Annotated in this window: 10 protein-coding genes; 4 read left to right on the top strand and 6 right to left on the bottom strand. The window is 45.1% G+C overall.

Annotation, left to right across the window (positions count from 1 at the left end; all coding sequences use genetic code 11):
- Nucleotides 1-33: 33 nt before the first annotated feature.
- From rpoC to CI959_RS11620, 4 genes are all read left to right on the top strand, one after another.
- A complete protein-coding gene (gene rpoC / locus CI959_RS11605) occupies nt 34-4,329 on the top strand; it encodes a DNA-directed RNA polymerase subunit beta' (RefSeq protein WP_008779989.1) in 4,296 nt (1,431 codons plus the stop codon).
- Nucleotides 4,330-4,489: 160 nt separating this feature from the next.
- The gene (locus CI959_RS11610; protein ID WP_095231443.1) at nt 4,490-5,353 is read left to right on the top strand and encodes an endonuclease/exonuclease/phosphatase family protein; all 864 of its coding nucleotides are present in this window, start codon (nt 4,490-4,492) and stop codon (nt 5,351-5,353) included.
- A gap of 15 nt (nt 5,354-5,368) precedes the next feature.
- Nucleotides 5,369-6,253: an AraC family transcriptional regulator gene (locus tag CI959_RS11615; RefSeq protein ID WP_095231444.1), complete on the top strand. Its 885-nt coding sequence runs from the start codon at nt 5,369-5,371 to the stop codon at nt 6,251-6,253.
- Between the two features lie 362 nt (nt 6,254-6,615).
- Entirely contained in the window at nt 6,616-6,930 is a 315-nt protein-coding gene (locus CI959_RS11620; RefSeq protein ID WP_005854225.1) for a DUF3467 domain-containing protein, read from the top strand.
- A 199-nt stretch (nt 6,931-7,129) separates the two neighbouring features.
- Here CI959_RS11620 and CI959_RS11625 read toward each other — a convergent pair whose 3' ends face one another.
- The 6 genes from CI959_RS11625 to CI959_RS11650 form a co-directional block, all read right to left on the bottom strand.
- Nucleotides 7,130-8,092, bottom strand: coding sequence for an N-acetylornithine carbamoyltransferase (locus tag CI959_RS11625; RefSeq protein ID WP_022192799.1), 963 nt, complete (start codon nt 8,090-8,092; stop codon nt 7,130-7,132).
- Between the two features lie 79 nt (nt 8,093-8,171).
- Nucleotides 8,172-9,647 carry a HAMP domain-containing sensor histidine kinase gene (locus CI959_RS11630; protein WP_095231445.1) on the bottom strand — a complete coding sequence of 492 codons (1,476 nt, stop codon included), beginning with the start codon at nt 9,645-9,647 and terminating at the stop codon, nt 8,172-8,174.
- 50 nt (nt 9,648-9,697) lie between these two features.
- Complete coding sequence (locus CI959_RS11635) at nt 9,698-10,945, bottom strand: glutamate-5-semialdehyde dehydrogenase (protein ID WP_095231446.1); 1,248 nt, start codon at nt 10,943-10,945, stop codon at nt 9,698-9,700.
- Nucleotides 10,946-10,950: 5 nt separating this feature from the next.
- Complete coding sequence (proB, locus tag CI959_RS11640; protein WP_005854230.1) at nt 10,951-12,024, bottom strand: glutamate 5-kinase; 1,074 nt, start codon at nt 12,022-12,024, stop codon at nt 10,951-10,953.
- A gap of 15 nt (nt 12,025-12,039) precedes the next feature.
- Complete coding sequence (locus tag CI959_RS11645; RefSeq protein WP_009275612.1) at nt 12,040-13,695, bottom strand: AMP-binding protein; 1,656 nt, start codon at nt 13,693-13,695, stop codon at nt 12,040-12,042.
- A 12-nt stretch (nt 13,696-13,707) separates the two neighbouring features.
- Nucleotides 13,708-14,262 (bottom strand): helix-turn-helix domain-containing protein, encoded by a 555-nt coding sequence (locus CI959_RS11650; RefSeq protein ID WP_005854235.1) that lies wholly within the window; start codon nt 14,260-14,262, stop codon nt 13,708-13,710.
- Between the last annotated feature and the right edge of the window lie 54 nt (nt 14,263-14,316).

Below are 14,316 nucleotides of genomic sequence, written 5' to 3' on the forward strand. Positions count from 1 at the left end.
TTATCTATTGATAACTCTTTATAAATAAATAATATGGCCTTTAGAAAAGAAAACAAGATAAAGAGTAACTTTTCAAAAATAACCATCGGTCTGGCATCCCCTGAGGAGATCCTAGAGAACTCCAGCGGTGAGGTTTTGAAACCGGAAACAATTAACTATCGTACGTATAAGCCTGAGCGTGACGGTTTGTTCTGTGAGCGTATCTTTGGTCCGATCAAGGACTATGAGTGCCATTGCGGTAAGTACAAGCGTATCCGTTACAAAGGTATTGTCTGCGATCGTTGTGGAGTGGAAGTTACGGAAAAGAAAGTTCGTCGTGAACGTATGGGACACATCCATTTGGTGGTTCCTGTTGCCCATATTTGGTATTTCCGTTCTTTGCCTAATAAAATCGGTTACTTGCTAGGTCTTCCTACCAAGAAACTGGATTCCATCATCTATTACGAACGCTACGTCGTGATCCAGCCGGGTTGCGTAGACACGGTCGGTGAGTTAGACCTATTATCTGAGGAGGAATATCTGGATATTTTGGATAGCCTTCCAAGAGAAAATCAATTGCTAGAGGATACGGATCCGAATAAGTTCATCGCTAAGATCGGCGCTGAGGCTGTTTATGATCTGTTGGCTCGCTTGGACTTGGATTCTCTTTCTTATGAGTTGCGTCACCGTGCGAACACGGACACATCTCAACAGAGAAAGAACGAGGCCTTGAAACGCCTTCAGGTGGTTGAGTCTTTTCGTGCGTCCAGAGGTCGTAACAAACCGGAATGGATGATTATGAAGGTGATCCCGGTGATCCCTCCCGAACTGCGTCCGTTGGTTCCGTTGGACGGTGGCCGTTTCGCTACTTCTGACTTGAATGATTTATATCGTCGTGTTATTATCCGTAATAACCGTTTGAAACGATTGATCGATATTAAGGCTCCGGAAGTGATCTTACGTAATGAGAAACGTATGCTTCAGGAGGCCGTGGACTCTTTGTTTGACAACTCTCGTAAATCGAGCGCTGTTAAGACAGACGCCAATCGTCCGTTGAAGTCCTTGTCCGACAGTTTGAAAGGTAAACAAGGTCGTTTCCGTCAGAACTTGTTGGGTAAGCGTGTTGACTATTCCGCTCGTTCGGTTATTGTCGTAGGTCCGGAATTAAAGATGCACGAGTGCGGTTTGCCGAAAAATATGGCTGCCGAGCTTTATAAGCCTTTCGTTATCCGTAAATTGATCGAGCGCGGTATCGTGAAGACGGTGAAATCCGCCAAGAAGATCGTTGACCGTAAGGAACCGGTTGTTTGGGATATTTTGGAGTACGTAATGAAGGGCCACCCGGTATTGTTGAACCGTGCCCCGACATTGCACCGTTTGGGTATCCAAGCGTTCCAGCCGAAATTGATCGAGGGTAAGGCTATCCAGTTGCACCCGTTGGCATGTACGGCATTCAACGCCGACTTCGACGGTGACCAGATGGCTGTTCACTTGCCGTTAGGTAATGAGGCTGTTTTGGAAGCTCAAATGTTGATGTTGGCTTCACACAATATCTTGAACCCTGCGAATGGTGCTCCTATTACCGTACCTTCTCAGGATATGGTGCTTGGTTTGTATTATATTACCAAGTTGCGCAAGGGTACACAAGGCGAAGGTTTGACTTTCTATGGTCCGGAAGAGGCTACGATCGCTTACAATGAGAAGAAGTTGGATATCCATGCTCCGATCCATGTTTACGTGGAGGATTTGGATGCGAACGGTAACTTGGTGAAGACGATGGTAGAGACTTCTGTAGGTCGTTTGATGGTAAATGAGTTTGTTCCGAAAGAGATTGGTTATGTAAACGAGGTGTTGGGCAAGAAGTCTCTTCGTGACATCATCGGTCGGGTAATCAAGGCTTGTGGTGTGGCTCGTACCGCTCAGTTCTTGGACGATATCAAGAACTTGGGTTACTATATGGCATTCAAGGGTGGTTTGTCCTTCAACTTAGCGGACGTTCTGATCCCGCCTGAAAAGGATGAGTTGGTTCAGAAGGGATACGATGAGGTTGAGCAGATCATGGCTAACTATAATATGGGTTTCATTACCAACAACGAGCGTTATAACCAGATTATCGATACTTGGACACACGTTAATAGTAACTTGTCTAATATCTTGATTAAGCAATTGACGGCGGATAACGATGGATTCAACTCAATCTATATGATGATGGATTCCGGTGCCCGTGGTTCTAAGGAGCAGATTCGTCAGTTGTCCGGTATGCGTGGTTTGATGGCGAAACCGCAGAAGAGTGGTGCAGAAGGTGGTCAGATTATCGAGAACCCGATCCTTTCTAACTTTAAGGAAGGTTTGTCCGTGTTGGAGTACTTTATCTCTACTCACGGTGCTCGTAAAGGTTTGGCCGATACCGCTTTGAAGACTGCCGACGCCGGCTACTTGACTCGTCGTTTGGTTGACGTCTCTCACGACGTGATCGTAAACGAGGAAGACTGTGGTACATTGCGTGGCTTGGTTTGTACGGAATTGAAGAATAACGAGGAGGTGATCGCTTCCTTGTATGAGAGAATCTTAGGTCGTGTATCTGTTCACGATGTGATCCATCCGATTACGGGCGAGGTTATCGTTCGTTCCGGTGAGGAAATCCGTGAGGATGCCGCTAAGGCAATCCAAGACTCTCCGATCGAGAGCGTCGAGATTCGTTCCGTATTGACTTGTGAGTCTAAGAAGGGTGTCTGCGCTAAGTGCTATGGACGTAACTTGGCTACGAACCGCATGGTTCAGAAGGGTGAGGTTGTCGGTGTAATCGCCGCACAGTCTATCGGTGAGCCGGGTACACAGTTGACGTTGCGTACATTCCACGTCGGTGGTATCGCATCCAACATCGCTACAGAGAATAGTATTACATCTAAATATGATGGTATTTTAGAGATCGACGAGCTTCGTGCTGTTGAGGCGGTAGACGAGGTGAGCGGAAAGAAACATTTGGTAGTAGTAAGCCGTTTGGCTGAAATGCGCATTGTTGATCCGAACACGAAGATTGTGTTGTTGACTCATAATATACCTTATGGTTCTAAGTTGTTCTTCAACAACGGTGACTCAATTAAGAAGGGTGACGTGATCATCGAGTGGGACCCGTTCAATGCCGTAATCGTGTCAGAGGTTTCCGGTAAGATCGAGTTCGAGAGTTTGGTAGAGAACGTGACTTACAAGGTTGAGAGTGATGAGACTACCGGTTTGAAGGAGAAGATCATCATCGAGTCTAAGGATAAGACGAAGGCTCCGGCCGCTCATATCGTGGATGAGAATGGTAATTACTTGAAGAACTACTCTTTGCCGTTGGGCGCTCACGTCGTGAAAGACAATGGTGATGTAGTGAAAGCTGGTGAGGTTTTGGTTAAGATCCCTCGTGCCGTAGGTAAGGCCGGTGATATCACCGGTGGTCTTCCTCGTGTAACCGAGTTGTTCGAGGCTCGTAACCCGTCTAACCCTGCTGTCGTATCTGAGATCGACGGAGAGGTAGGATTCGGTAAGATCAAACGTGGTAACCGCGAGATCACCGTAACGTCTAAGTTGGGTGAGGTTAAGAAATATATGGTTCCTCTGTCTAAACAATTATTGGTTCAGGAGAACGACTATATCCGTGCGGGTATGCCGCTATCAGACGGTGCTACCACTCCTTCGGATATCTTGGCGATCAAAGGTCCGACGGCTGTACAGGAATATATCGTGAATGAGGTTCAGGATGTATACCGTCTACAGGGTGTGAAGATCAACGATAAGCACTTCGAGGTTATCGTTCGTCAGATGATGCGTAAGGTAGAGGTGGTTGATCCGGGAGATACTCGCTTCTTGGAGCAGCAGATTGTTGATAAGTTGGAGGTAATGGACGAGAACGATCGTATCTGGGGCAAGAAAGTTGTTACCGATCCGGGTGATTCTCAGACATTGCAAGCCGGACAGATCGTGACTGCACGTAAGTTGAGAGATGAGAATAGTATGTTGAAACGCCGTGACCTTAAGTTGGTCGAGGTACGTGACGCTATTCCGGCTACAGCCAACCAGATCCTTCAAGGTATCACACGTGCCGCTTTGCAGACGAACAGCTTTATGTCCGCCGCATCTTTCCAAGAGACGACGAAAGTATTGAACGAGGCTGCTATCAACGGAAAGGTAGACCGTTTGGAAGGTTTGAAAGAGAACGTTATCTGTGGTCACTTGATTCCTGCCGGTACCGGTCAGCGTGAGTTTGATAAGCTGATCGTAGGCGCAAAGGATGAGTTCGATCGTATCTTCGCTAATCGCAAGAACGTGGTTGATTTCAATGCCATGGACAAAGATGATGAAGAATAGGAACGTTTAATAAACTATAAAGAAAGGCCGGCAGAGCAATCTGTCGGCCTTTTTTGTTCTTCCTTATTTGCTTAATAAATGGATAAACTTTATTTTTGCGAGGTAACAAAGACCATAGATAAATACTGAGACATATAAGAAACATATAATAATCAATATCATGAAGAGAATTTTACTTTGTTTAATGGTGGCTTTATTTGCCACTGGCTGCTTATTCGCTAAAAACAACGATGAGAAAATGAATGTAATGTCTTATAACATCCGTTACGATAATTCGGGTGATAAGGATAATCAATGGAAATTCAGAAGAGATTTCGCTGCTGATTTAGTGAAATTCCATGAGGCGGATGTGTTCGGTGCGCAAGAGGTCTTGAATAATCAGCTGAATGATTTGCTTGATCGTTTACCGGAATACGCTTATGTGGGTGTTGGTCGTGAGGATGGCAAGACGAAAGGGGAGTACGCTCCGATTTTCTATCGTAAGGATCGTTTTTCCGTTGAGAAAAGCGGTAATTTCTGGTTAGCCGAAGATATAAATGCCGTTGGTAAGAAAGGTTGGGACGCCGCATGCGAGCGTGTAGCTACTTGGGCGATCTTGAAAGATAAGAATACGGGAAAGAAATTCTTCTTCTTGAATACGCACTTGGATCATATGGGGAAAGTGGCTCGTCATGAAGGAGCTTCTTTGGTGCTGGAGCAAGCGAAGAAATTATCCGAGAATTTACCTATAATCGTGACTGGCGATTTCAATGCCGTGCCTTCTGATGAGCCGATACAAGTATTGATTAATCCGAGTGATCCTCGTCATTTGACTCATTCCCGCACGATCGCAGGGTTTACTTATGGCCCGGAATGGACATTCCATGATTTTGGAAAGATCCCTTACGACAAGCGTGAATGGATTGATTATATCTTCGTGAAAGGGAATATCAAGGTATTGCGTCATGGTGTATTGACTGAAACGTTGAATAACCTGTTCCCATCCGACCATTGCCCGGTAATCAGTACGTTGATACTCGAATAAAAAAGCTTTGTGTGTATGGGGAAAGTAGACGTATTGAAGGAAACGACCCCGCTTTCATCAGAAGATTGCTTCTTGGTCATGCAACGCCCGAAATCGGGGTTTAATTTTCCGTTACATGTACACATGGAGTTTGAGTTGAACTATCTGGAGAATGCCGCTGGTGCTATCCGGATAGTTGGCGATTCGGTCGAGGAAATCGATGATCTTGATTTGGTGTTGATCGCGGGAGGAACGAAGCATGCTTACTCGAACCATAAGTGTCCGTGTAATGGGATCTTTGAGATAACGATACAATTTCATAAATCGTTATTTGATAGCTTGATCAATAGACGGCATTTCAAGACCATGAAGGATATGTTTGATAACGCTTCCAGTGGTCTTGTTTTCAGCCGGGAAATGATACTTGGCATTCAAGATAAATTAAGAATGTTGTCGAACGATAACAAGCCGGATTCTTTCAAGAACCTGTTGTGTTTGGTCGAGATTCTTAAGATTCTATCTTTGGATAAAGCAGCCCGTCGGTTGAATGCCGTGAACACGGTAAAGAACTATAATAATAACGATACCGATCGTTTAGATAGTATCATGTTATATTTACACGAAAATTATCAAAAACGTATCACCTTGTCGGAAGTGGCTAAGTTAACAAATATGAGCGATGCCTCATTGATGCGTTTCTTGAAGAAGTGGACGGGAAAGACATTTATCGATAACTTGAACGAGATCCGGGTAGCCGAGGCGGTATGCCGTTTGACCGATACAAGTGACAGTATTTCTGAAATATGTTACAGGTGCGGTTTTAATAATCTATCGAATTTCAACCGGGTATTCAAACGGCGTAGGGGGAGTACCCCTACAGAGTACAGGGAGAAATATTCCCGTTCGAGGTTTATAATTTAAAACATGATTTAAAGCATGTTTACATTGATTTGTGTCAAGTGTTGATGATATAGTATTATTTATTGCACATATAGTATTTGGTGGTCTTTGCTAAAGCCCTTACTTTTGTAAAGTTCAAGTGAAAGAGATTAGCACTTAGACAAAACAAACCTTAACTAAAACGCCAAAACCAATTATATCAAACACAAAAGGTATTTTTACATTGGTCTAAAGAATTGAGAATTAAAAACACAACTAGAAAACGACTGCCTGAGAAGGTAGTCGTTTTTGCATTTATAGTCTTCAACCCCTTTGTAACCCGGAATAAATATGTATATTTGTCTTCGCAATTTTTAATCACCATAAATTTAAAAAAAGAAAGTATGGAAAACAACAAACCTGCCAATAACGAGATTCAGATCGAGTTATCTGAAGAAATGGCACAAGGAACTTACGCCAATTTGGCTATTATATCTCATTCAAGCTCTGAATTTATCCTAGATTTTATCCGGGTGGTTCCGGGAGCTCCTAAGGCACAAGTCAAAAGTCGCGTAATCTTAACTCCGGATAACGCTCAACGTTTGTTATTCGCTTTGCAAGACAATATCAAGAAATTTGGGGAGCAACTTCAAGCAGGAAATAATAATAACAAAACAGCTAATTTTGAGGACTTCGCAGGTCCGACAGGAGAGGCTTAATAGATTTGTTTTCAGCCATAGAAAGAGTACTTTTCTACAAGAGTAGGGGAGTACTCTTTTATTGTTGGGATGGCTCGTTTACATTGAAAAACCTTGATGCCTATTCTTAGATGCTTACAATGGGCATTCTAAGGTGTTAAGAATGCCTGTTATAAACACCTAAGAATGCCCATCGTAAAGAATACCCTATCTCTCTATCCTAAAGATTAGATAATCCCATCAATATTTTCTTCAATACGGTTTGCGCAGAGATCTCACGGTTCGCGGCCTCGGGGATTACGATACTTTGCGGACTCTCTATCACGTCATCGGTAACGATCATATTGCGACGAACCGGCAAGCAATGCATGAAATAAGCGTTATTCGTAAGCGCCATTTTCTCTGCGTCTACGGTCCAGCTACGATCTGTGCTGATTACTTGTCCGTAATTCGGATCTTTATAAGCGGACCAGTTCTTTGCGTAAATGAAATCCGCTCCTTCAAAAGCCTTCTTCTGATCGTATTCCACTTTAGCGTTGCCTACGAATCTAGGATCAAGCTCATAACCTTCCGGATGAGTGATAACAAACTCATAATCTGTAGCGTTCATCCATTCGGCAAAGCTGTTTGGAACGGCTTGCGGCAATGATTTCGGATGAGGAGCCCAAGTCATGACTACCTTCGGACGAGCTGTTTTCTTATATTCCTCTATCGTGATCAAGTCGGCGAAACTTTGCAACGGATGGCGTGTCGCCGCTTCCATGCTAAATACCGGCCGGTCGGAATGCTCGATGAACTGACTCAATATCTTTTCGTTATAATCATCTTCTTTATTCTCAAAGCGTGCGAAAGAACGGACCCCGATCACATCGCAGTAACAGCCCATTACAGGAACAGCTTCCAGCAAATGCTCCGGTTTATCACCATCCATGATAACACCTCGCTCTGTTTCCAGCTTCCATGCACCTTGGTTAACGTCCAAAACGATCGTGTTCATACCTAAGTTCATGGCAGCCTTTTGGGTGCTTAAGCGGGTACGTAGGCTTGAGTTGAAAAATATCATCAACAACGTCTTGTTTTTTCCCAGTTCACTAAACTGGAAACGATCTTTCTTGATCTCGAAAGCTTCATTAAGCGCTTGTTTCAAGTCACCTAAATCCTGTACGCAAGTGAAATGTCTCATATCTGTTACAATAATATTTTGTTAAAGGCAAAGATAATGACTACTTGTCAATTATCCTTTAGAAAGACCAAGGAATTGTTTAAGAGATCGTATCCGGAGGTGTTATGGGTAGTTTGAAACTGAAGGTAGAACCTTTCCCTTCCTCCGAGTTCACCCAGATGGTACCTCCCATGGCGGTGACCAGACCTTTACAGATCGAAAGCCCTAACCCGGTGCCCGGCTGGAATTCGTTCAATTGCACGAATCGTTCGAAGATATGTCCCAGTTTGTCCTTCGGGATACCGTTACCTGTATCGGACACGTAAAATTGCACGCTGACCGGATACAACGATTGGTATCCGAAATGAATTTCTCCTTTCTCCGTATATCGGAGGGCGTTAGAAAGTAGTTTTTTCAAGATAAGCATAAGCTTATGTTTATCCGTGTGAAGAGATACGTTTGGAGAATCATCCAAGATTAACCGTACGTTTTTGGATATGCGGGGAGAGGCGTATTCGTATACATCGTGCATGATAGCGAGCGGATTTACATCCTCATATGACCAATTGATCGTATTGGACTCGATTCTGGACATCTCGAGCGTGTCATTGATTAATTCGAGCAAAGCCGTGTTATTTTCTTTAATCATGGAAATATACTGTTCACGCATTTCCGGATCATCTTCCAGTCCTAACATATCGGAGAAGCCGACGATGGCATTTAGCGGAGTCCGGATCTCGTGCGTCATATTTGCCAGAAACGTAGATTTCAATAGGGAAAGATCCTTGGATTTCTGATGATCCGCGATAGCTAGCTCGTCGTTTTCCTTTTCGATAATGCTACCTATAATGACATGTGGGGTGCCGCTTTCATCAATATCCATGCTTTTACCCGATATTTCATACATCTTATAAGTCCCGTCTTGATTCCTCAGGTGGAAGGTGACGTTGTGAGACGATAATTTCTCGTCCCGGATTTTATTGAACAGATAGAAGAAATCCAAACTATCCTCGGGCTTACGTACGGATGATAAAGCCCTGCATATAAACCTGTTTTTATCTAATAGAGTATTGGTCGTGCCGTAGAATTGAAAACAGCGGTTACAATGCTTTTTGTCGCAAGTGGAGAAACGGTCGAAGCTGAATGAGTAAGCGGCTAATTTACCGTCTTCCAACGCTTGCCGCATCAATATCCGGCTCTCGTTCAATTGTCCCATCAATAGTTTATTTTCCCTGTCAGTTTCTTTTTCTCCCTGCTGCGTAAGCCAAAGCGTATACCCGCTAAGCCCCTGTTCATCGGTATAGATGGGTTCTACTTTAAACGTGACGGGCTCTTCGCATATAATTGCGTCACCTTTTCTTAAAGATGACTTCAAGGAATCGGTTAGTACGATGTTATTAAATAGATGTTCTATAATAAAGTCATGCTTATCCGCCAAGGAAAAATGAGCGAACATCGCCTTATTCAAGTCTATCAGATTTCCTTCCGTATCATAGATAGCCCCTCCTAAAGGACAGGAATAGAATATATTTGAAACTAAAGTGTTGAAAATATTTGAATCTATTACTGTTGACATTATTCGTTTAGATTTAAGTGTTGTTCAAGAAGAAAGAGACAGGCGAGTTCCTATATTCTCGTCTGCCCGTCTCCTTCTATGATGTATTTATAAGTCGTTAATTCAGGAAGCGCCATCGGTCCCCGGGCATGTAGCTTTTGGGTACTGATTCCGATCTCCGCCCCGAATCCGAATTGGGCCCCATCAGTAAAGGCGGTAGATACATTTGCGTATACGCAAGCGGCATCTACCAATTGCTGGAAGCGCCGGATAGTTTCCGGATCTTCGCTGATTATGCTTTCGCTATGTTTTGAACTGTAGCGGGCGATATGTGATAGAGCCTCGTCTAAAGAGGATACGGTACGGATACTCATTTTGTAATCGAGGAACTCGGTACCGAAACTGTTTTCGTTAGCCTGTTGTAAAAGCGTCTCCGGATAATGTTCGGATAGAGCGGCATAAGCCGGTTCGTCCGCATAAATGATTACGTTGCTGTCCGGAAGCTTTTCACAGATATACGGAAGATCAGATAGACGTTCTCGGTGGATGATTAAGCAATCCAAGGCATTACATACGCTGACCCTCCGTGTCTTTGCGTTATTTACGATCTCACGTCCCTTGCCTTTATCTCCGGAGCGATCAAAATAGGTATGACAGATACCAGCGCCAGTCTCGATCACCGGAACTTTCGCATGTTCCCGGACGAAGTGAATCAAGGAACTGCTTCCACGAGGAATGATTAAGTCAACCAAGCCGACCGCTCCCAGTAATTCCGCCGTAGCCTCTCGATCCGGAGGTAGTAAAGTGCATACAGCCGGATTTATACCCTGACGCTCCAATACAGAATGGATGATGCGTACCAAGGCTCGGTTAGAGAAGTCCGCATCCGATCCACCCTTTAGTACGCAAACATTACCGCTTCGGAAACATAAGGAAAAAACATCGAAGGTAACATTCGGACGAGCCTCATAGATCACGCCGATCACCCCGAAAGGCACGGTTACTTTTCGGATAACCATTCCGTTCGGGCGGATAGTCTCACTCAAGACCTTATTTAATGGAGAAGGTAATGTCGATACATTCTCCATATCGGCGGCGATACCTTGTAGCCTTTCCTCTGTTAATTTCAGCCGGTCGTATTTCGGGTTCGCTGGGTCCATACGTTCCAGATCTTGGCGATTCGCGGCGAGTACCTCCTCCGTATGAGTCCGTAGAACCTGCGCTGTCTCCTTTAAGATCCCGATAATCGTTTGATCCGATAGCGTTATCAATTGTTTAGCCGCATCCGATGCCTGTCGCAGCATATCTTTTACATTCATACTTTTTAATCCAGATATAGATAATCATAATGTATAAGCGGTTTTAAATCCCGTTGCCCTATTTGCTTACGTGCTTCCTCGCTGTCATAGGCGGTACAGCCTACGCCGATTTGCACGCCTTCCTCATTCATTATCTTTACGATATCATCTTTTTCGAAATCACCCTCGATGCGGGTTACTCCAACCAATAATACGCTAGTCGCTTTCGGGGCGGTCAATGCCTCCTCGGCTCCTTTATTGATATGTATTTCCCCTTTGGCGAAACCCTCGGAGTGGGCGATCCATTTCTTTACGCTGCTGACGGGTTTCGAGGCCGGAATGAAACGGGTGCAGACCGTGTCGCTATCCACCGCCAATAACATCGGAAGGATATTATCCTTTTTGCCGTTGGCGATGATAACCGCAATACCTTCGTCCGCCACTTTTTGGGCGATATGACATTTCGTCAACATACCTCCCCGTCCAAAGGATGATTTGCTAGTCTGTACATATTCCGACAAATCTGTTTTCCCACATTCGATTTCCCGGATCACGGAACTATCCGGGTCCGACGGATTTCCATTGTAAATCCCGTCTATATTACTGAGAATCACCAAGGCATCCATTCCCATCATCGTAGCGATCAAGCCGGATAACTCATCATTATCCGTGAACATCAGCTCGGTTACGGATATCGTATCATTCTCATTTACGATGGGGATCACCTTGTTTTCAAGCATTACCTCCATGCAATGCTTCTGGTTCAGGTAATGCGTACGACTCCCGAAATTCTCTTTTGTAGTAAGCACTTGCCCGCAAGTCATGCCATGCTCCCGGAATAACTCGTAATACCGGTTGATCAACTTGGCCTGTCCTACCGCCGAATACAGTTGCCGGGCTGATACGGGATCCAGCTTTTTGCCGGCCTTTATCTCGCTTCGTCCAGAAGCCACGGCACCGGAGGAGATCAAGACGATCTCCATACCTTGCCGGTGCAAGTCCGCTACTTGGTCAACCAACGCGGACATGCGGGTGATATCTAGCGTCCCATCCTTGCGGGTCAGGACATTGCTTCCTATTTTTACAGCGATCCTTTTCAAGAAAGTTATGATTTATTATTTATTATCTTTATCCCGGATCTCTACCCGTCGGATCTTTCCGCTGATTGTTTTCGGCAGTTCGTCCACGAATTCGACAACACGGGGATATTTGTAAGGAGCGGTGACACGTTTCACGTGATTTTGCAATTCTTTGACCAAGGCATCACACGCTTTATCCTTATAATCCTTCGCCAATACGATCGTGGCCTTTACTACCTGTCCGCGGATCTCGTCGGGGACACCGGTGATAGCACATTCCACTACCGCAGGGTGAGTCATCAAGGCACTTTCCACCTCGAACGGCCCGATACGATAGCCGGAACTCTTGATCACGTCGTCCGCGCGGCCAACGAACCATAAGTAACCATCCTCGTCACGCCAAGCCACGTCTCCCGTGTAATACAGGCCATCGTGCCAAGCTTCCCGGGTACGTTCTGCGTCCCGGTAATATTCCTTGAATAACCCGATAGGCTTGCCATTTGTTGTGTGGATCACGATCTGTCCTTGCTCGCCATCCTCCGCACGGCTTCCGTCCGGACGCAATAAATCGACATCGTACTGCGGGTTGGGAACACCCATAGAGCCCGGTTTCGGCTCCATCCACGGGAAAGTGGCGACTGTCAGCGTAGTCTCTGTCTGGCCGAAGCCTTCCATCAATTTAATGCCGGTCAACTTATAGAACGTGTCGAACACGGCGGGGTTCAAGGCCTCGCCGGCGATCGTACAATATTGTAAAGATGATAAATCGTATTTAGTCATATCCTCACGAATTAAGAAACGGAAGATCGTAGGAGGAGCGCAAAGCGAGGTGATCCGGTAATCCTGTATCATCTGCAACATATCAGCAGGCGTGAATTTCTCGTGGTCGTAAACAAATACGGTCGCTCCGGCGATCCATTGCCCATATAGCTTACCCCAAACTGCCTTGCCCCAGCCCGTATCCGCGATCGTCAGGTGAAGGCTGTCCTTATGCAAGTTGTGCCAGAAACTACCGGTCACGATATGCCCCAGCGGATACGTAAAGTCGTGGGCCACCATTTTCGGGTTTCCAGTCGTACCGGAGGTGAAATACATCAAAGAGATATCGTCATTGCTATTTGGGTGAGACGGGCGGACGAAAGGAGCGGCGTTTTGGATACCCTGTTGGAAATCCTCGAAACCTTCCGGTATTTCCGGCCCTACGGATACAACACTTTTTACGGTCGGTGAGTCCGGCAAAGCCTCTATGATATGTTTCGTTATCACTTCCTCTCCGGCGCAAACGATCATCTTGATATCGGCGGCATTCGCACGATAAACGATATCTTTCTTGGTCAGTAAGTGTGTAGCCGGTATCACGACAGCCCCTAATTTATGCAATGCGATGATAGAGAACCAGAACTCATAACGGCGTTTGAGTATCAGCATCACCATATCGCCATGTCCGATCCCCAAGGATTGGAAATAAGAAGCCGTCTGGTCCGTATACCGTTTCAAGTCGGCAAACGTAAAATCAATATGCTCTCCATGATCGTTTGTCCAACATAACGCTTTCTTATCAGGTTCTTCCTCCGCCCAAGCGTCTACCACATCATATCCGAAGTTGAAGTTCTCCGGAACCTTGATCTTGAAGTTTTTAATAAAATCTTCTTGCGACTCAAACGTCGTTTTATCTATAAATCTTTCTAACATGCTGTTGATCGTTTATAAAATGACGGCCAAGAAACTGACCTTTTCCCCATCCAGCGCTTTCATACCGTGAGGAAGCTCTGAGTTAAAATAAATACTATCACCTTCTTCTAAGATAAGATCTTTATTGTTGATCTGTAGTAACAGACGTCCTTTTAATACCATATTGTATTCTTGCCCCGGATGGGAATTGAGATACATCGGCTCATCCTCTGGTTTGGGATGTACGGTTACCAAGAAGGGGTCCGCTTTACGTCCGACGAAACCGGCGGCCAATGATTGGTACTTATAGGCTTTCGTACGCTCTACGGCAACACCTTTTCCGTTACGAGTAATAAAGTACGTACTCATTTTAGGCTCGTCGCCAAACATCAACGTGGTTAATTCTACGCCATAAGCCTGTGAGATCTGGTGCAATACGCTAACGGAAATATCAACCGTGCCGCTTTCCAGCAGCAAATATTGCTCAGTCGTGAGGTTGCAGACCTTTGCCATTTCTTCCGGCGTAATCTCCAGTGCGTCCCGTAATCCGGCCAGACGCTCTGCGATTTGTTGTATCTGTTCGTTCATTTTGCTGAAGTTATTGTATTATGTCGCTCCAAAGATAGGAATAAAAAGCAAAAA

The sequence above is a fragment of the Parabacteroides sp. AT13 genome (assembly GCF_002272965.1).
GTDB classification, from domain to species: domain Bacteria; phylum Bacteroidota; class Bacteroidia; order Bacteroidales; family Tannerellaceae; genus Parabacteroides; species Parabacteroides distasonis.

Bases quoted from the DNA above. Each gene is read 5' to 3' on its own strand.
- CI959_RS11645 (WP_009275612.1), bottom strand. From the start codon at position 13,695: ATGTTAGAAAGATTTATAGATAAAACGACGTTTGAGTCGCAAGAAGAT.
- CI959_RS11635 (WP_095231446.1), bottom strand. From the start codon at position 10,945: ATGAATGTAAAAGATATGCTGCGACAGGCATCGGATGCGGCTAAACAA.
- CI959_RS11615 (WP_095231444.1), top strand. From the start codon at position 5,369: ATGGGGAAAGTAGACGTATTGAAGGAAACGACCCCGCTTTCATCAGAA.
- CI959_RS11620 (WP_005854225.1), top strand. From the start codon at position 6,616: ATGGAAAACAACAAACCTGCCAATAACGAGATTCAGATCGAGTTATCT.
- rpoC (WP_008779989.1), top strand. From the start codon at position 34: ATGGCCTTTAGAAAAGAAAACAAGATAAAGAGTAACTTTTCAAAAATA.
- CI959_RS11625 (WP_022192799.1), bottom strand. From the start codon at position 8,092: ATGAGACATTTCACTTGCGTACAGGATTTAGGTGACTTGAAACAAGCG.
- CI959_RS11630 (WP_095231445.1), bottom strand. From the start codon at position 9,647: ATGTCAACAGTAATAGATTCAAATATTTTCAACACTTTAGTTTCAAAT.
- CI959_RS11650 (WP_005854235.1), bottom strand. From the start codon at position 14,262: ATGAACGAACAGATACAACAAATCGCAGAGCGTCTGGCCGGATTACGG.
- CI959_RS11610 (WP_095231443.1), top strand. From the start codon at position 4,490: ATGAAGAGAATTTTACTTTGTTTAATGGTGGCTTTATTTGCCACTGGC.